Annotated in this window: 11 protein-coding genes; 5 read left to right on the top strand and 6 right to left on the bottom strand. The window is 64.9% G+C overall.

Annotated features, from left to right (window positions below; translation table 11 throughout):
* Window positions 1-468 precede the first annotated feature (468 nt).
* From hsdR to BP68_RS14975, 4 genes are all read left to right on the top strand, one after another.
* Complete coding sequence (gene hsdR, locus BP68_RS14990; RefSeq protein ID WP_496373166.1) at window positions 469-2,922, top strand: EcoAI/FtnUII family type I restriction enzme subunit R; 2,454 nt, start codon at window positions 469-471, stop codon at window positions 2,920-2,922.
* A gap of 88 nt (window positions 2,923-3,010) precedes the next feature.
* On the top strand, window positions 3,011-4,489 hold the full coding sequence (locus BP68_RS14985) for a type I restriction-modification system subunit M (RefSeq protein ID WP_496373164.1): 1,479 nt from the start codon (window positions 3,011-3,013) through the stop codon (window positions 4,487-4,489).
* A gap of 11 nt (window positions 4,490-4,500) precedes the next feature.
* Window positions 4,501-6,159 carry a restriction endonuclease subunit S gene (locus BP68_RS14980; RefSeq protein WP_496373162.1) on the top strand — a complete coding sequence of 553 codons (1,659 nt, stop codon included), beginning with the start codon at window positions 4,501-4,503 and terminating at the stop codon, window positions 6,157-6,159.
* A gap of 42 nt (window positions 6,160-6,201) precedes the next feature.
* Window positions 6,202-8,073, top strand: coding sequence for a GmrSD restriction endonuclease domain-containing protein (locus tag BP68_RS14975; RefSeq protein WP_496373160.1), 1,872 nt, complete (start codon window positions 6,202-6,204; stop codon window positions 8,071-8,073).
* Window positions 8,074-8,425: 352 nt separating this feature from the next.
* Here BP68_RS14975 and BP68_RS14970 read toward each other — a convergent pair whose 3' ends face one another.
* The 6 genes from BP68_RS14970 to BP68_RS14945 form a co-directional block, all read right to left on the bottom strand.
* A complete protein-coding gene (locus tag BP68_RS14970; protein ID WP_496373158.1) occupies window positions 8,426-9,763 on the bottom strand; it encodes a tyrosine-type recombinase/integrase in 1,338 nt (445 codons plus the stop codon).
* Between the two features lie 313 nt (window positions 9,764-10,076).
* Entirely contained in the window at window positions 10,077-12,404 is a 2,328-nt protein-coding gene (locus BP68_RS14965; RefSeq protein ID WP_496373156.1) for a CHASE2 domain-containing protein, read from the bottom strand.
* A gap of 40 nt (window positions 12,405-12,444) precedes the next feature.
* Window positions 12,445-14,031: a FecR family protein gene (locus tag BP68_RS14960; RefSeq protein WP_496373154.1), complete on the bottom strand. Its 1,587-nt coding sequence runs from the start codon at window positions 14,029-14,031 to the stop codon at window positions 12,445-12,447.
* 193 nt (window positions 14,032-14,224) lie between these two features.
* A complete protein-coding gene (locus BP68_RS14955) occupies window positions 14,225-14,941 on the bottom strand; it encodes a response regulator transcription factor (protein WP_496373152.1) in 717 nt (238 codons plus the stop codon).
* 179 nt (window positions 14,942-15,120) lie between these two features.
* A complete protein-coding gene (locus BP68_RS14950) occupies window positions 15,121-16,425 on the bottom strand; it encodes a tryptophan--tRNA ligase (RefSeq protein ID WP_496373150.1) in 1,305 nt (434 codons plus the stop codon).
* Window positions 16,426-16,437: 12 nt separating this feature from the next.
* Window positions 16,438-17,106, bottom strand: coding sequence for a site-2 protease family protein (locus tag BP68_RS14945; RefSeq protein WP_496373148.1), 669 nt, complete (start codon window positions 17,104-17,106; stop codon window positions 16,438-16,440).
* Window positions 17,107-17,265: 159 nt separating this feature from the next.
* On the opposite strand from BP68_RS14945, the gene BP68_RS14940 reads away from it, so the two are divergent.
* Window positions 17,266-18,435 carry a methyl-accepting chemotaxis protein gene (locus BP68_RS14940; RefSeq protein ID WP_496373146.1) on the top strand — a complete coding sequence of 390 codons (1,170 nt, stop codon included), beginning with the start codon at window positions 17,266-17,268 and terminating at the stop codon, window positions 18,433-18,435.
* Window positions 18,436-18,487: the final 52 nt, after the last annotated feature.

Below are 18,487 nucleotides of genomic sequence, written 5' to 3'. Positions count from 1 at the left end.
ATTGGTATGCAATTCATTACTTTGTATGCAAAAAACATTTTTAGTGTGCGAATTCTCATGGTGGATACACAAAAAGTGCTTCAGGGTTTACCCCCGCCTCCGGGGTGAGGCCTGGTTGGGCTGGTGCGGTAGCAACACGTTCATCGCACCAGCGGACAAGGCGTGCGACCCGGAGATGCACCAGACGCGCAAGGGGCGGCAGTGGTATTGCTGCATGAAGATGCACATTTGGGAGGACAGCTTTGTACCGTTTGGCTATCTCCGTCTCTTACAGTTCGAGCAAACTCAAGAGGCTTAGGTCGGTGCCAATGAGACGGGTAGCAGCCCGAGCAGGCCAGGGGGAGGGAGGTTCAGTGTGAATGCCTGTAGAAGGCTGTATTCGGAATCAGACGCGTGTCGTCAATAATGACGTGCAACAAAACGTAGCAAACGCATGGCAGGGCCATGGACCGTTTCGGGGGGAAGGCCATGCATAAGAAGAACCTTTCGGAAAGCGACATCTGCGACAAGTTCATCCGCCCGGCGATGGAGCAGGCCGGTTGGAACGGCATGGACCAGATTTACCGCGAATACCCGCTGCGCGCCGGTCGCGTGGTGGTGCGCGGCAAGCAGGCCCAGCGCGACAAAAGCACCGTGCTGCGCGCCGACTACGCCCTGTTTTTCAAGGCCAACATTCCCCTGGCCGTGGTGGAGGCCAAGGACAACCAGCATGCCGTGGGCGCGGGCATGGCCCAGGCCATTCAATATGCCGAACTGCTGGGTGTGCCGTTCAGTTTCGCCAGCAATGGCGACGGCTTTGTGTTCCGCGATGCCACGCTGGCCGATGGCGTGCTGGAGCGCAACCTGACTCTGGATGAATTTCCGGCCCCCGCCGAGCTGTGGAGCCGCTACTGCGCCTGGAAAGGCTGGAGCGACGCGGTGCGCGATGTCGCCGCGTTTGACTATGCGCCCAGCAAGACGCCGCGCTACTACCAGATGAACGCCATCAACCGCACGGTCGAAACCATCGCTGCCGGGAAGAACCGCGTGCTGCTGGTCATGGCCACGGGCACGGGCAAGACCTACACCGCCTTCCAGATCATCTGGCGCCTGTGGAAAAGCGGTGCCAAGAAGCGCATCCTGTTCCTGGCCGACCGCAACATTCTGATCGACCAGACCATGGTCAACGACTTTCGCCCCTTCAAGGGCGCCATGGCTAAACTCAGCCCCCATGCCAAGGGGGTGGAGCGGGTCGATGCCCAGGGCCAGGTGACGGTCGATGACGTGGAATTGGCCCTCAACAAAACCACCAAGCAGGTGGACAAGAGCTACGAAATCTACCTCTCGCTCTACCAGGCCGTCACGGGCTCGGACGAGGCCGACAACATCTACAAGCAGTTCAGCTCGGACTTCTTCGATCTGGTCATCGTGGACGAATGCCACCGCGGCAGCGCGGCAGAAGACTCCGCCTGGCGCGACATCCTGACCTACTTCGGCAGCGCGACGCAGATCGGCCTGACCGCCACCCCCAAGGAAACCGAAGACGTCTCCAACATCGACTATTTCGGTGAGCCGCTCTACACCTACAGTCTCAAGCAGGGCATCGAGGACGGTTACCTGGCGCCCTACAAGGTGATCCGCGTCGACCTGGACAAGGACACCTTCGGCTGGCGCCCTACTGAGGGCATGCGCGACAAGCATGGCAACCTCATCGAAGACCGTATCTACACCGGCGCCGATATGAACCGCAAGCTGGTGCTGGAGCGGCGCGACGAGGTCGTGGCGGCCAGGATCACCGAGTACCTCAAAGCCAACGACCGCCACGCCAAAGCGATTGTGTTTTGCGAGGACATCGACCATGCGGCCCGCATGCGCCAGGCGCTCAGCAACGCCAACGCCGACATCTGCGCGACCCAGCCCAAGTACGTGGTGCAGATCACCGGCGACAACGCCGAGGGTAAGCGCGAGCTGGACAACTTCATCGACCCCGAGAAAACCTACCCGGTGATTGCCACCACCTCTAAGCTCATGAGCACCGGGGTGGATGCACAGACCTGCAAGCTCATCGTACTGGATCAGACCATCAAGTCCATGACGCTGTTCAAGCAGATCATTGGCCGGGGCACGCGGCTGCGCGAAGACCTGGGCAAAACCTGGTTCACCATCCTGGACTTCAAGCGCGCCACGGAGCTGTTCGCCGACAAGGACTTCGATGGCGAGCCGGTGCAGGTCTATGAACCCCAGCCCGGCGATCCCGTCCAGCCGCCGGAGCCGCCCCCAGCGCCAATGCACCCTGCCGACGACCCCTCCGCACTGGAGCTCACTGATCCGCTGGGCCCCCTCGTTACAGGGCCTGGAGGTGACGAGCCCAAAAAATACATCGTCGGTGGCCAGGTCACCGTGGCCGTGGCCCGCGAGCGCGTGCAGTACCTCAACGCCCAGGGCAAGCTGGTGACGGAGAGCCTGCGCGACTACACCCGCATCAACCTGCTGAAAAAATACGATTCGATCGACCGGTTCCTGCAAACCTGGCACCAGGCCGACCGCAAGGCCGCCTTGCTGCACGAACTCGAAGGGCAGGGCGTGCTGCTCGATGCCCTGGCCGATGAAGTGGGCAAAGACCTCGACCCGTTCGACCTGCTGCTGCATGTGGCCTACGACCAGCCTCCGCTCACCCGCCGCGAGCGCGCCCAGCGCGTCAGAAAGCGCAATGCGTTCACCCAGTACGGCCCCGTGGCCCGCAAGGTGCTCGACTCCCTGCTCGACAAATACGCCGACGAAGGCATCACCACCATCGAGAGCAACGAAGTCTTCAAGCTACAGCCCTTCACCGACCTGGGTAGCCCGGTAGAGCTGGTGCGCAGCTTTGGCGGCCGCCCGCAGTACCTGAGTGCGCTCCAGGCGCTGCAGCAGGAGCTGTACGCTACGCACCCGGCCATCTGACCGTGCGCCGCTGAATACTCTGTTTTTGATAGCTGCTGGCGCTTATCTATAAGCGCTAGAGCCTGTTTTTGTCTGAAGCCTGCATTCCATGTCCAACCTCACCCCCGTCATTAAATCCATCCAGGACATCATGCGCCAGGACAGCGGCGTGGATGGCGACGCCCAGCGCATCAGCCAGCTCACCTGGCTGCTGTTCCTCAAGGTGTTTGACGCGCTGGAAGAGGAACTCGAACTCACCCGCGACGACTACAAAAGCCCCATGGCCGAGCACCTGCGCTGGCGCCACTGGGCGGCCGATGCCGAGGGCATGACGGGCGACGCCCTGCTCGACTTTGTGGACAAGCAGCTCTTCCCCGCCCTCAAGGGCCTGAACGCCGACCCCACCCGCAACCCGCGCGGCTACGTGGTGCGCGGCGTGTTTGAAGACGCCTACAACTACATGAAAAGCGGCCACCTGCTGCGCCAGGTGGTCAACAAGCTCAACGCCATCGACTTCAACCGCCAGGCCGAGCGCCACCAGTTCAACGACCTGTACGAAAAAATCCTGCGCGACCTGCAAAGCGCCGGCAACGCGGGCGAGTTCTACACCCCCCGCGCCGTCACCCAGTTCATGGTGGACATGACCAACCCTCAGTTGGGCGAAAGCGTCATGGATCCCGCCACCGGCACCGGCGGCTTCCTCGTCTGCGCCATCGAGCACCTGCGCAAACAGGTGCACAACGCAGAGCAAGAAGCCGTGCTGCAAAACAGCATTCGCGGCGTGGAGAAAAAGCAGCTGCCGCACATGCTGTGCGTCACCAACCTGCTGCTGCACGGCATTGAAGTACCCAGCCAGATCGTGCACGACAACACCCTGGCCCGCCCCCTGCGCGACTACACCGCTGCAGACCGCGTCAACGTCATCCTCACCAACCCGCCCTTTGGCGGCATTGAAGAGCCGGGCATCGAGGCGGGCTTTCCGGCCGACGTGCGCACCAAGGAAACCGCCGACCTCTTCCTCGTGCTCATCCAGCACCTGCTCAAGCCCGGTGGCCGCGCCGCCGTGGTGCTGCCCGATGGCTTCTTGTTTGGCGAAGGCGTCAAGGCTCGCATCAAAGAACAACTGCTGCAGCACTGCAACCTGCACACCATCGTGCGCTTGCCCAACGGCGTGTTTGCGCCCTACACCGGCATCAAGACCAACCTGCTGTTCTTCACCAAGGGCCAGCCCACGCAGCACATCTGGTACTACGAGCACCTCTACCCCCAGGGCGTCAAAACCTACAACAAAACCAAGCCCATCCGCATCGACGAGTTCGATGCCGAAAAAGCCTGGTGGGGCACCGAGGCCGATGGCTTTGCCGCCCGCGTGGAAAACGAACGGGCCTGGAAGGTCGGCATCGACCAGATCAAGGCCGCTGGCTACAACCTGGACCAGAAGAACCCCCACATCGGCGAGCAGCAAAGCCACGACCCCGACGTGCTGCTGGCCGACTACTCCCGCCTGCAGGCCGAGGCCCAGGCCCTGCGCGACGAACTCAAAGGCATCCTCGCCCAGTCTTTGGCCAAAACAGCCGCTAGCGCTTGAGGAATAAGCGCATGCTGCTATCAAATATGGAGCTACTCGCCACCGCCCCCGGTGGTGTCGCCCAACTGCGCGAACTCATCCTCACCCTGGCCGTGCAAGGCAAGCTGGTGCCGCAAGACCATGCCGATGAACCTGCGGGCGTGCTGTTGCAGAAGATTCGGGTGGAAAAGGATCGGCTGATTGCCGAGGGCAAGATCAAGCGGGACAAGCCGCTGGCGGAGATTGCGGAAGAGGAAAAGCCGTTTGGGTTGCCGCAGGGGTGGGCGTGGGTGAGGTTTGGCGATGCCTCAATCAACCGAGACGGTGAGCGTATCCCTGTCTCATCATCGGAGCGTGAGAACCGAGCAAAAGTCTATGACTACTACGGTGCCTCTGGCGTGATCGACAAGATCGATGGATTCCTATTCGATAAGACATTGCTGTTGATTGGGGAAGATGGTGCAAACCTTATTAACCGTTCAACTCCAATTGCGTTTTTGGCGCACGGTAAGTACTGGGTCAACAACCATGCGCACGTTATCGATACGACGCATCCAGAGTTGATGACCTATTTGGCCCTGTTCATCAACGCGATTTCCCTTGAGCCGTATGTCACGGGTACAGCGCAGCCCAAGATGAACCAGGCGAAACTCAACAGCATCGTTATTGCGCTCCCGCCCCTCGCCGAACAATCCCGCATCGTCACCCGCGTCGAAGCCCTCATGCGCCTGTGCGATGCGCTGGAGGCCAAGGGCCAGCTGGAGGCCGCGCAACACGCCCAACTGGTCAGCACCCTGCTGGGCACGCTCACCGCCAGCACCACGCCCGAAGAGCTGGCGGCTCACTGGCAGCGCGTGGCCCAGCACTTCGACTTGCTGCTGGACCGCCCCGAAGCCATCGACGCCCTGGAGCAAACCCTGCTGCAACTGGCCGTGCGCGGCCTGCTCGTGCCCCAAGACCCCACCGACGAACCCGCCAGTGCCCTGCTGCAAAAGATCCGCGCCGAAAAAGACCGTCTCATCGCCTCCGGCCAGATCAAACGCGACAAACCCCTGCCGCCTATTACCGAAGAGGAAAAGCCGTTTGAGTTGCCGCAGGGGTGGGAGTGGGTGAGGTTTGATGAGTTGATTCACCCTCAGAAGCCAATTGCTTATGGTGTGCTCGTTCCAGGCCCAGACGTATCGACAGGAGTGCCTTTTGTCCGAATTGCTGACCTATCAATCGTTAATCCGCCCGAAAGACCAGAAAAAACGATAACTCTAGAGGTTGATGCTCAGTTTCCGAGGACTCGACTTGAGGGCGGGGAGATATTGATGGGGGTGGTCGGTAGCATCGGGAAGCTTGGTGTCGCACCCAAGACCTGGGCGGGTGCAAACATTGCGCGTGCTATTTGCCGAATTGTTCCAGCTGATGCGGGGCTTCAGGAGTTTGTGCTCTTTCTGCTTGAGACCAAGTTCATGCAGGAGAGCTTTGCTGGTGACACCCGAACGTTGGCGCAACCTACGTTGAACATTGGATTGATACGGGCTGCTTTGACGCCTATGCCGCCCCCAGCAGAACAATCCCGCATCGTCACCCGCGTCACCGCGCTGCGCCGCCTGTGCGCCGACCTGCGCCAGCGCCTGGCCGGTGCCCAAACCACTCAGTCCCACCTGGCGCAAGCGCTGGTGGATTCCACGTCTTCCGTTTGAAGGTGAATTCCTGTGTCGAGCTTTGAGACCAATCCCAAAGACATGAAGGACCTGCTGGTCGATATTCAGGCAGGCAAGATTCAGTTGCCCGACTTTCAGCGCGGCTGGGTGTGGGAGGACATGCGCATCCGCGAGCTGCTGGTGAGCGTGGCCCAGTCCTTCCCCGTGGGGGCGGTGATGATGCTGGAGACAGGCGGCGCCGTGACGTTTGAGCAGCGCGGTGTGGAAGGTGTGGAGCCGCGCCCCAAGGCCGAAGATGCCAAGTGGCTGATTCTGGACGGCCAGCAACGCCTGACGACGCTGACCCAGGTGCTACAACTCAAGACGCCAGTGCAGACCCACAACGGGCGTGGCAAGAAGCTCAAGCTTTTTTACTACTGGAACATTGAAAAGGCGCTACAGCCCGGTGCCGATTTGCTCGACGCCATTGTGGCGGTGGACGAGAGCCGCCAGCAGTACGGGCAGTTCCACCGCGATGTGACGCTGGACCTGAGCACCCGGGAGCGTGAATGCGTGGCAATGCACTACCCATGCAATGCCATGTTTGATGCCATGGCCTGGATGGTGGACTTGAGCAAGTTCAATGCAGCCAGGATCCCGCAGTTTCTGGAGTTTCAGCAGGCGGTTATTGCCCGGTTCACAGGCTACAAAGTGCCGGTGATTCAGTTGCTCAAAGATACGTCGAAAGAAGCGGTTTGCACCGTGTTCGAAAAGGTCAACACCGGTGGCGTTCCGTTGAATGTGTTTGAGCTGATCACGGCCACGTTTGCGGCCGAGAAGTTCAACCTGCGCGACGATTGGCTGGGCAGTGTGGAGCGCAATGTGCAGGGGCGGCGCGCCCGGCTGCACGCGGCGGAGTTGCTGCGCAATGTGGAGGCCAGTGATTTCATTCAGAGCATCACCTTACTGGAGACCTTGGCCAAACGCCGCGAGCGCCTGGCCGAGCTGACCAAGGCCAATGCTGGGGTTGTGCCCAATGCAGACAAGCAGCAGTTGCCCCCCGTCAGTGCCAAGCGCAAGACCATGTTGGCGCTGACTCGCGAGGCCTACCAGGCCTGGGCAGACAAGGTGGAGCAGGGCTATGCCCAGGTGCCGCAGTTCTTGCGCCGCCAGTCCATCATGCGGTTGCGGGAGCTGCCGTACCAGACACAACTGGTGCCGCTGGCCGCCATCTTGGCCGAGCTGGACGACAAGGTGTGGCTGACGCCGGTGGCGTTTGACAAGCTGTCGCGCTGGTTCTGGTGCGGGGTGCTGGGCGAGCTGTACGGCGGCGCCGTGGAGTCGCGCATTGCCAAGGATGTGGAAGAGGTGCTGGACTGGGTGCTGCGCGACGGCAGCGTGCCCGCCACGGTATCGGACGCCAGCTTTGACGCCCAGCGGCTGGATCGGCTCTACACCCGCAACAGCGCGGCCTACAAGGGCGTCAACGTGCTGGTGCTGCGCCAAGGGGCGCAGGACTGGTACTTCAAGTCCACCGTGGACAAGCTTGACCACGACGACATGATGAGCCTGGACATTCACCACATCTTCCCGGAGGACTGGTGCAAGAAGCGTGGCATCAGGCCCGCCCAGTTCAACACTATCGTCAACAAGACGCCCATCTCTTACAAGGCCAATCGAAAGATCGGGGGGCATGCGCCTTCTGTGTATCTGGCGAAGTTGCAGGGGGAGAAGCTGGTGGGGCTTGACGATGCAACCATGGATGCGTTGCTTCATACCCACCAGATTCCTGCACGGTGCTTGCGCGCCGATGATTTTGATGGCTTCTATCAGGCGCGCAAGGCGCAGCTGTTGCAGTTGGTAGAGCAAGCCATGGGGAAGGCCCCGTTGGCCCAGGGAGATGCCTCCAGCGACAGTGACAGTGACGGTAGCGGCGAGGCGCTGGAGTATCAGGTGGAGGGGGAGGTGGCCTAGACGTCGCATACCGCCGCCCAGCTTCGCCGCAGAGCATCGCCTCGCGCTGGCGATGCTCTGCAATCGCCGGAGATCAAGCAATCTCTAAAGCCTTGGACTCGCTAACCCGACGTCTCCCCGGATTTGAGCACCGTTTCAAGCCGTTCCCGCGACCTCTACTCCTGACGGGCGCAGGGATTCGAAGGAACTTCAACATGAGTACGTCTCAGTAGTGGGGGCGCAGCCCACCAGCAAGGCCGAGTTGGGCTTTATTTGGCACGAAATCAGGCCTTGCCAAGCCGTCTGTCCCCCCAGGCGCAACTGCTGTTCGTCGCATGCCATCCCATAGATGACGTGGCCCTAAGGAATACCGTTATGTCACCACGCGCAGTTTGCCGGGCTCTGTCTGAGCGCCGAACTGCACCCCAGCCTGTTCCAGAATCCACGCCTCTATGCGCTCATGGTGCATGCGCAGCAGGTCGAGAGGGCGCACGGTGTAATGCTTCTCAGCAGTTGCACTGGGCTTGTGTCCCATGATTTGTGCCACCACACCGGCGGGAATTTCCAGCCATTCGGTCAGGCTCTTGAAACTGCGGCGCAGACCATGAACGGTCAGGTCGTCGATACCAGCCACTGCGCAGGCGTCATGGTGTGTATTGCGCGGAATTACTATGCGCCCACCAGCGGCGGTGGCGCTGGAGAAGACAAATTCATTGCGACGGGGGAGGGCGGCCAGCAGGTGCCACACATAGGGCGTCAAGGGGATAACGCGAGTGCCCTCCACTTTGTCCCGGATGGTCAGCCCCCGCCACTTGGTGTTTATGTCATCCCAGCGTAGGCCCAACACTTCGCCAGCCCTTGCACCAGTCAGCAGCAGTGTTTGCAGGTAGGCGGAAATCACCGGATTTTGCAGTTGACGTACGGCGTCAAACCATGCCCGCAATTGTTCCTTCAGCAGCGCATCCTGTTTCACTCCGGCCTTGCCCAATGTCTCCCGTGCCTTGTTGGTCTTCGCAGGGTTCACGCTGGGCAGCACCGACGCATATTCTGGCTGTTCTGCGCACCAACTTAGAAACGCTTTCAGGCAGCGCCATGCAAGGCGGGCGGCGGCGGGGCGGGTTTGTGTCTCGCGGGCTGCCCATGCCTCGATAACGGGTGCCGTCAGGTCACGCAGGGGCAAGGCCACGAAAGGGCGAAGTATCCCTGGCGCAGTTGCGCCACCGACGGCGCGATTAGATGCCACTCCGCCAGGCTTCACCAGTATCAGATGTTCGCTGTAATGGCGCTCCCCCCAGCGTGGGCGGCGGGCATCCAAGTACACGGCCCACGCCTCGCCGACGGTCACTGCCTTGGCGGCAGCGGCGGCTTTCTCTGCGGCTTTGTCTGCCTGTTGCTGGCGTTCTAGCTCGCGGGGGTCTTGTCCGTTATCTAGCACCACGGCAAGGCGACGCGCCTCAGTACGCGCCTGTTCAATGCTCCACAGCTTCACATCCCCGATGGTGCGACGAACGGTTTGCCGGTTTAACTTCGCTTCATAGACAAACGACTTGGCGCCGGCAGTAGTTACACGCACCCGCAGGCCAGGGGCTTCACTGTCGCGCAAAAAAGCCTGTTGCTTGCCAGCAGGACATGTCAGGCGCTCAATTACCCCGGCGGTCAGGTTAATCCGGTCAGACAGATTTGGGGCTTCGCTTTTCTTCGGTCTTGCCATGTTGATAGCTCCGGTCGGTTTGGCTACATGGGTTGCTCATGTAGCCACCATGTAGCCAAGAAACCTATATTTTTGAGTATAGCAATCAACACTTCACTGTCTAAAAATTCAGTATGTAAACGCTAAGTTGTTGTTTTTATTGATTTCATTGGCGTCGATCAACACTGTGAAATTGATAAGTTGCCTGACTCGAAATCAGGCGTAGTGGCAACACTACCGTGGGTTCGAATCCCACCCTCTCCGCCACAGACAACGCCCAGCAGCTATATAAAAATAGCGCTGGGCGTTTTCGTTGGGCCATGCCGTGGCATGCTCATGCGCCGATGCTGGCTTCCTCCAGTGAAGATCCTCGTGGCAGCAGCAGCCGGAATTCGGCGCCTGTGCCGCTGGCGCTGTGCACTTCCACCCGTCCGCCATGGCGCTGGACCACGGTCTGTACCAGCGCCAGGCCCAACCCTATGCCGCCTACACCGGGGTGGCTGTCCGCGTGCAGGCGCTTGAAGGGTTGGAACAGGTTGCCCTGCAACTCCGGTGCAATGCCAGGCCCCTGATCGCGGATGGAGATCATCCAATGCTGTTCATGTGATGCGAGTAGGCAGTGCACGCTGGTACCGGCAGGGCTGAACTTGATGGCGTTGCCCAGCACGTTGGCGATGGCGCGGCCCAGCAGGCCGCGATCGCCTTGGCAGGGCGCCGTGTCGGGCAGGGGGGAGATGTGCACCTGCACGCCATGCTCCTGGGCGGAGGCCCAGGCGTCGTCCACGGCCTCTTCCAGAGCGGCCACCAGGTCGAAAGACGTGCTGTGGTAGGCCTGCGACTGAGCGCTGGCGAGGTGCACGAAGCTTTGCGCCATGGCGAGCGAGGACTGGGCGTAGCGATCCACGCGTGCCAGCAGTTCCGGTTGCGGCATCTGGTCGGGGAACTCGCGTTGCATCTCCAGCAGCGTGAGGATGGATGCGATGGGGGCGCGGATGTCGTGCGAGATGAAGTGCAGCGCCTGGTCGCGCTGCTGCTGCGCGCGGCGCATGTCCGTCAGGTCCACCAGGGTGATCAGCCAGATGGTGCTGCGGCCCAGTGCGAAGGGCTTGCACAGCATGAGCATGTGGCGCCCCTGCGCGTCCCGGCCTTCCTGCTGGGGGGGCATGGTGTCCATGTGGCCGGCGTCTTGCGGCAGCAGGGGCCGGCCCGTATCGACCTGCACCAGGTCGGCCAGCGCCTGTGCAATGGCCTGGCCCTGCAGGGGCTGGTCTGCCTGCACATGGCGCAGCGCGGCCTCGTTGGTCAGGGTGATGCGACCACGGGCGTCACAGACGAAGGTGGGAGAAGGCAGGTGCTGCAGGCTGTCGCTCACGAAGTGGTGCAGCTTGCGCAGCCGCCGTGTGGCGTCTTCGACGGCGTGGATGCGCTGCTCGAGCACGTCGCCGCGCAGCAGGGGCGGTGGATTCTCCTGGGGCAGCGGCGACAGGCCCGCGCGCTGCAGCGCTTGTATCTCCAGCTGCAGGAAATGCGCTGCCGCGCTGAGCCGGCGCCAGCTCCACAGCGGGTACACCATGGCCAGGCCGACCAGGGCCGGTGCGACCGCGAATTGCCAGTCCACCAGTGCTGGCGCCAGCGCTGCGGCCACCAGCGTGGCAACGAAGAGGGTGGCGCAGGATATCAACCCGGCCAGCGGCCCCAGCGACCAAATGCAGAGCAGGGCCAGGGCCACGGGAACGAGGTTGAAGGCCATGTCCCCGGCCATGTCCGCAGGCTGGATGCGGGACTGCGCCAGTTCGGCATTGAGCGCATGGGCGATCATTTCAACGCCGGCGATGCGCTCGGCGCGGGCCACCATGGGCGCGGCGAACATGTCGCCCAGCCCGGTGGCGGTGGCGCCCACGAGCACATACTTGTCGCGAAACGCATCGGCCGGTACCAGGCCCTTGAGCACGTCGACATAGGCATAGGCCGGGAACGCGGGCTGCCCTCGCGCAAAGCGCAGGATCTGGCGTTCCTGCTGGACCCAGGGCCCGCTGGCGGGCGCCATGTTGCCGCGGCAGCCGGGCAGCTCCAGCCCTTCGGCGCACAGCAGGGCGGTGCTGAAGTGCGGCCAGGGTGCGGCCTGCGGCCCTTCGCGCTGAAACAGGCTGCGCGTCACGCCGTCGGAGTCCACCTGCACCTGCACATGACCGAGCTGTGCGGCGGCGCGCCGGATCAGGGGCAGCGGTGCATCTGCCGCGCCGTACAGGCCCTGGCCACGGCGTGCCACGGGCAGTGCGACGTGGCCGCTGCGCTCCAGCGCGCGCGCCAGCAGCAGATCGTCGCCGGGGTAGTCGGCGTCTTCTTCGCCAAACAGGATGTCCAGCCCCAGGGCGCGTGGCGACTGCGCGGAGATACTGTCGATGAGCTGGGCATGCAGGGCGCGGCGCCAGGGCCAGCGGCCAATGGCCTCGATGCTGCGGTCGTCGATGGCGACGATGACGATGTCCGGGTGCGCGGGCCGCGCGTGCAGGCGCATGCCCGCATCCTGCACCATGTGGTCGATGCGGCTCAGGCTGTCGCTGGCGCTCAGCCAGGCCACCAGGCCCAGCACGACAAGGGCCAGGGCGATCCATTCGCGGCGCAGGTCGGTGCGGCCGCGCGTCCGCGCGAACGGTTTCATCTCACGGGATCCGTGCGGTGGCGGTTGCGTCCACACCCGCTCAGGGCGACAGCGGGCGACCGTCGGAGGACATGACGGGCAGGCCCGTTCCCGTGAGCACTGCCGCCTGCACGCGGATCTGGCGCGGCGTGGAGAAGCCGCTTTCCAGGCCCGAGGGGTCGCGCGTCTGGATGCGTACGAAGTACTGGCCCGGCGCCAGGCCGGTGGAGGACCAAGCGGGTGCCTGCAGGCGCTCATCCACCAGCGGCGCGGCAAAGTCCTCGGCGCTGGCCACCTGCAGGCGGAAGCTCTGGCCGGGCTCGCCTGGCCAGCGCAGCTGCAGGCCGTCGCCGCTGCTTTCCGTTTGCAGCGCGGCGGCGCTGGGCGTGCTGGGGTGGTTGGCCACGACGAACGGCTGGGCCGGGGCGTAGGGGCCCTGGTCGGCACCGCCTCCGGGCAGTTCGCGCACGCTGGCGACGCGCCAGAAATAGTGGCCGGCCGCCAGTGCGCTCACCCGGGCGCCGCAGTGTTGCGCATGGGTTTCGTCCAGCTGCGGCGCGGCAAAGGTGGCGTCGGCCGCCACCTGGATGCGGTAGCGCGCCGCGCCGGCCACCGGCGTGCACAGCAGCTCGCCCTGCGTGCGCGAGAGCGTGCCCCCGGCCGGCGGTGCCTGGTACAGCGGCGGTACGGGCTGTGCCTTGACGGTGATGCCGCGCTGCGCTGGCCGGCCCGGCAGGCCGGCATCGTCGATGGCGCGCACCGACAGGTGGTAGCCGCCGTCGTCCACCCCGCGCAGGCGCACCTGCGGAGTGGCGAAGGTGCCGCTGCGCAGGATCTCGGTGAAATCGGCGTCGCGGGCCACCTGGACCTGATAGGCCACGGCCGTGGCCACGGGCGTGAGCGTGAGGGCGAGGAAGTCGGCGTCGTGCAAGGTCGCCGGCAGCGCGGACAGGTTGGGCGCCGGCAGCAGGGCGCGCGGGGCGCCGAGCCGGCCGTCGGCCGTGACGACCAATCCGTGGCCGCCATGCACCTGCGTGGCTTGGGGGGCTGGCCCGCCGTCGCCGGCGATGCGCGGCTCCACCGCGAGCGCGCCCTCGGTCACGGCGGCCAGGGTGCGGCCATCGTCGGCCAGGGTGACGGCAAAGCGGGTGCCGCGCACGCTGGTCGAGGCCTGGGGCGTGCGGATCTCGAAGCGGCGTGCGCCGCCGCGGCTGGGGGGCACGGAGGATTCGATGCCACCGCGGTGCAGTTCCAGCACGGATTGCGCGTCGCCCGCGCGGCCGCGCCGCCGCAGCTGCTGTAGTTGCACCTCCGAATCGGCCTGCACGCGGATCACCGTGCCGTCGGCGAGGCGCACGCTCACGAAGGAATCAGGGGCCACCTGCACCCGCGTGCCTTCGGCCAGGGGCTGGCCGGGCTGCAGCGCCACCGCCTGGGCAGCGCCCGGCGGGATCACGGCGGCCTGGCCCTGTACATGGCCCACCTGGGCCGACCCGGCGGGCAGCAGGTGCATGGGGATGCGCAGCACCGAACCGGGCTGCAGGTGGCGCGGGTTGGCCACCTGGTTGTGGGCCTGCAACTGCGTCCACAGTTGGGGAGCGCCCAAGTAGTGGGTGGACAGGGCTTCCAGCGTGTCGCCGGGTTGCACGCGGTGCTCAAGGGTTTGTGCCGCGGCCTGTCCGCCCCAGAGGGCTGCCGCCGCCCAGAGTGCCAGCGCAAGGGGCGCAGTCCGGCGCCCCGGCGTTTGCCGTGCCTGTATAGCTGTCACGTTGTGGTCCTCCCTCTGTGCAATGCCAAGCGGGGACAGGCCTTGTGGGCCGGACGCATCCGCAGGGCCGATGTTACCGGGGGATGTCGGCGGGCTCTTCCGTGCGGGTTTTGACGGCCTCGAAGCGGTAGCCCACGCCGTACACCGCCGTGACCATGTAGCCGTTGGCCGGGCGCAGGTCCAGCTGCGTGCGCAGGCGCGAGATGTGGGTGTCGAGCGAGCGCGAGATGACCTCGGCGCTGTGGCCCCAGATGATTTCGCGCAGGTGGTCGCGCGACAGCAGGCGGCCCATGTTCTGGAACAGGAACAGCGCCAGTTCGTACTCGCGCGTCTTCAGTTCCACGGGCTCGCCGTCCATTTCCAGGCTGCGGGTTTCGGGCAGGAAACGGTAGCGGCCGAACTCCAGCACGCCGCCGACGCTGGCCGGGTAGGCGCGGCGCAGCAGCGCGCCCACGCGGGCCGCCAGCTCGCCCACGCGCACCGGCTTGACCATGAAATCGTCGGCGCCGCAGGTCAGGCCCCGCACGATGTCGCGCTCTTCCTGGCGGTTGGTGACGAACAGGATGGGCAGGTCGGCGCCCAGCTGCTCGCGCACCCAGGTCACGATCTCGGGACCCTCGATGTCGGGCAGCTGCCAGTCCACGATCAGCAGGTCGAAGGTCTCGCGCCGCAGGTCCTTGAGCAGGGCCGCACCCGTGGAATAGGTGTGACAGACATGGCCCATGTCGGTCAGGGCACGGGTGAAGAGTTCAAGCTGGAGCGCGTCGTCGTCCAGTGCCGCTATGCGCATGGCACTCCTTGCAGGTGGTGGGGGTGCGCCGAGTATAGAAAGCTCTCCCGGTTCGCCCCGCCATGGACGCCGGCGGTTGACAGTTGTTTACCTGCGTTTGCCGGATATGTAGTCTTTTTGCCATCAGCGCCCGTGTATAAAGCGCTATTAGCTATAAAAACAATAGCGAGCAGTGGTGCTCAGTTCTGCGCCGCAGCGGCCAGCGCCTGCAGGGCGGCGGTCACTTCGTCGGCGCCCACGCCCTCCAGGGGCGCCAGCTGCGGGGCCAGCGCCTGCAGGGCGTCCGCCTCCTTTTGCAGCCGGGCGATGGCCTGGCCGGCATCGCGCGGGGCGTCGAAGCCCTGGCTTTGCAGCAGCAGCCGGCCGTCGGCGGCGACGAGCTTGAAGTAGAACTTTCCGTCCGCCTCGCGGTACTGCTTGAAGGCGGGCAGGGCGGCCTTGCCGGCCTTCGGGGCGCCCTGCGCCGGGGACCGAGCGGCGCTCAAGGAGCGCAGGCCCACGGCGGCGCGCAGCCGCTGCAGCAGGGGCCGGGCGATGGCGCGGGCGCGCTCGGCGCCAGCCTGCAGGGCGGCCTCCACCTTCTCGGGATGGGCCATCAGGTCGTCGTAGCGCGCCCGCATGGGCGTGATCTCTCGGTCGATGCAGTCGAACAGCTGTTGCTTGGCATCGCCCCAGGCGATGCCGTCGGCATAGGCGCGCCGCATGGCGGCGGTTTCCTCGGGCGTGGCGAAGGCCTGGTAGATCTGGAACAGCGCCGAGCCCTCCACCTCCTTGGGCTCGCCGGGCGCGCGCGAGTCGGTGACGATGGAGCCGATGAGCTTCTTCAACTGCTCGCGCGGGGCGAACAGCGGAATGGTGTTGTCGTAGCTCTTGCTCATCTTGCGGCCGTCCAGGCCGGCGAGCAGGGCCACGCTGTCCTCGATGGCCGCCTCGGGCAGCGTGAAATGCTCGCCGTAGAGGTGGTTGAAGCTCGACGCCATGTCGCGCGCCATTTCCACGTGCTGGACCTGGTCGCGGCCCACGGGCACCTTGTGGGCGTTGAAGATCAGGATGTCGGCGGCCATCAGCACCGGGTACATGAACAGGCCGGCGCTCACGCCGTCGTCCGGCTCGCGCCCGGCTTCCTGGTTCTTGTCCAGCGCGGCCTTGTAGGCATGGGCGCGGTTGAGCAGGCCCTTGCCCGTCACGCAGGTGAGCAGCCAGTGCAGTTCGGGAATCTCGGGAATGTCGGACTGGCGGTAGAACGTCACGCGCTCGGGGTCCAGGCCCGCGGCCAGCCAGCTGGCGGCGATCTCCAGCGTGGAGCGGTGCACGCGCTCGGGCTCCTGGCACTTGATGAGGGCGTGGTAGTCGGCCAGAAAGTAGAAGTTCTCCACCCCCGGCGTGCGGGTGGCGGCGATGGCCGGGCGCATCATGCCCGCGTAGTTGCCCAGGTGGGGGGTGCCGGACGGCGTGATGCCGGTGAGAAAGCGCGTGGTGGTCATGGAGTCAGCGAATCAGCGAAGCAGCGCGGTGAGCGGGGAGATCAGCAGGTCGATGGCGGCGTAGCCCAGCGACATCAGCGGGCGCAGCCACAGCGTGCCGACGATGCCCGCCACGACCAGCGCCAGCACGATGAAGAAGCCGTAGGGCTCGATGCGGGCGACGAAATGGGCCTGCTTCCAGGGCAGCAGGCCGACGAGGATGCGGCCGCCGTCGAGCGGAGGCAGCGGAAACAGGTTGAAGGCCCACATCACCAGGTTCACCGCGATGCCGGCGCGGGCCATCTCCAGGAAGAAACGCTCCTGGGTGCCCATGGCCACCAGCGCCACCAGCAGCAGCGCCCAGGCGATGGCCTGCACGAAGTTCGACGCCGGGCCGGCCAGCGCCACCCAGACCATGTCGCGCTTGGGATGGCGCAGGTGGCTGAAGTTCACCGGCACCGGCTTGGCGTAGCCGAACAGGAAGGCGCCCGAGGTGGCGAAGTACAGCAGCAGCGGCATCAGCACCGTGCCCACCGGGTCGATGTGCTTGAGGGGGTTGAGCGTGATGCGCCCCATCATCTGGGCGGTGTTGTCGCCGAAATGGCGAGCCGCGTAGCCGTGGGCCGCTTCGTGCACCGTGATGGCGAACAGTACGGGCAGGGCGTAGATGAGTACGGTTTGGATGAGATTGGAGATGTCCACGGCCCGGATTGTCTCAGACGCGGCGCTCCCCGGCCGCGAGGGCCCGCCGGGCGCCAGGGCGGGCGGTGTTGGGGAGTCCACGTACGGGATGCACCGGAAAACCTTGATAGCATGCCTGGTTGTTGCCAAATGCAACCAAAACATCAAAGGGGACAAGCGGTGCTGGGTTTGGATCGATGGACGATTGGAGCGCGCCTGACGCTGGCGTTTGGCTCGGTGGTGCTGTGGGTGGGGGCGCTCATGGCGGTGGCCCTGTGGGGGCTGGCGCAGCCGGGCGGTGCGGGCGCGGCGGCCGTGCCCTGGGTGTGGGCGCTGGGCGGCGTCGCCATCGCGGGGGCGCTGTTTTCGCTGCTGTCGCTGCGCCGCGGCATCGTGCGGCCCCTGGCCCAGGCCATCCTGATCGCCGAGACCGTGGCCGCGGGCGACCTGAGCCAGGAATTCGACTCCGAGCTGCGCGGCGACTTCGGCCGCCTGCTGAATGCGCTGGGGACCATGGAGGACACGCTGACCGAACTGGTCGGGCGCATCAAGCAGTCGGCGGATGCCATCGGCGTGTCGGCCGGCGAGATCGACGCCGGCAACGGCGACCTGTCGCGCCGCACCGAGGAGCAGGTGAGCGCGCTCACCCAGACGGCGGCCAGCATGGAGCAGCTCACGGCCACCGTGCGCCAGAACGCCGATCGCGCGCGCTCGGCCAGCGGGCTGGCGGTGGACGCCTCGCACACGGCCGGCCGCGGCGGCGCGGTGGTGGGCGAGGTGGTGCAGACCATGGACGCGATCAGCGCCAGCTCGCGCAAGATCGTGGACATCATCCAGGTGATCGAGGGCATTGCCTTCCAGACCAACATCCTGGCGCTGAACGCGGCCGTGGAGGCCGCGCGTGCCGGCGAGCAGGGCCGGGGCTTCGCCGTGGTGGCCAGCGAGGTGCGCAGCCTGGCCCAGCGCAGCGCCGTGGCCGCGCGCGAGATCAAGACGCTGATCCAGCAGTCGGTGGACCAGGTGCAGGCCGGCGCAGGCCTGGTGGGCCAGGCCGGCCAGACCATGCACGAGATCGTGCAGTCCGTGGGACAGGTCAGCGGCCTGTTGGGCGAAATTTCCCACGCGCTGGGCGAGCAGAGCGAGGGCATTGCTCATGTGAACCAGGCCGTGGCCCACATGGACGGCGCCACGCAGCACAACGCCGCCCTGGTGCAGCAGGCCACGCAGGCCGCCGCGGCGCTGACCGACCGGGCCGGGGACCTGCAGCAGGCCGTGGGTGCCTTCCGGCTGGACGACGACGGGCCCGCGATCGGCGTGGCCGCCAACGGGCCGCTGCGGCTTCAGGCCTGACGGGGATTTTGCTATTATAAATATAGCTATTTGCGCTTGATAGGCGGGCGCT

The sequence above is a fragment of the Diaphorobacter oryzae DSM 22780 genome (assembly GCF_059568935.1).
The sequence above is the reverse complement of the archived record's forward strand: the minus strand, read 5'-3'. Positions and strand labels throughout refer to the sequence as shown.

Bases quoted from the DNA above. Each gene is read 5' to 3' on its own strand.
- BP68_RS14985 (WP_496373164.1), top strand. From the start codon at position 3,011: ATGTCCAACCTCACCCCCGTCATTAAATCCATCCAGGACATCATGCGC.
- BP68_RS14965 (WP_496373156.1), bottom strand. From the start codon at position 12,404: ATGAAACCGTTCGCGCGGACGCGCGGCCGCACCGACCTGCGCCGCGAA.
- BP68_RS14970 (WP_496373158.1), bottom strand. From the start codon at position 9,763: ATGGCAAGACCGAAGAAAAGCGAAGCCCCAAATCTGTCTGACCGGATT.
- BP68_RS14950 (WP_496373150.1), bottom strand. From the start codon at position 16,425: ATGACCACCACGCGCTTTCTCACCGGCATCACGCCGTCCGGCACCCCC.
- BP68_RS14975 (WP_496373160.1), top strand. From the start codon at position 6,202: ATGAAGGACCTGCTGGTCGATATTCAGGCAGGCAAGATTCAGTTGCCC.
- BP68_RS14980 (WP_496373162.1), top strand. From the start codon at position 4,501: ATGCTGCTATCAAATATGGAGCTACTCGCCACCGCCCCCGGTGGTGTC.
- hsdR (WP_496373166.1), top strand. From the start codon at position 469: ATGCATAAGAAGAACCTTTCGGAAAGCGACATCTGCGACAAGTTCATC.
- BP68_RS14955 (WP_496373152.1), bottom strand. From the start codon at position 14,941: ATGCGCATAGCGGCACTGGACGACGACGCGCTCCAGCTTGAACTCTTC.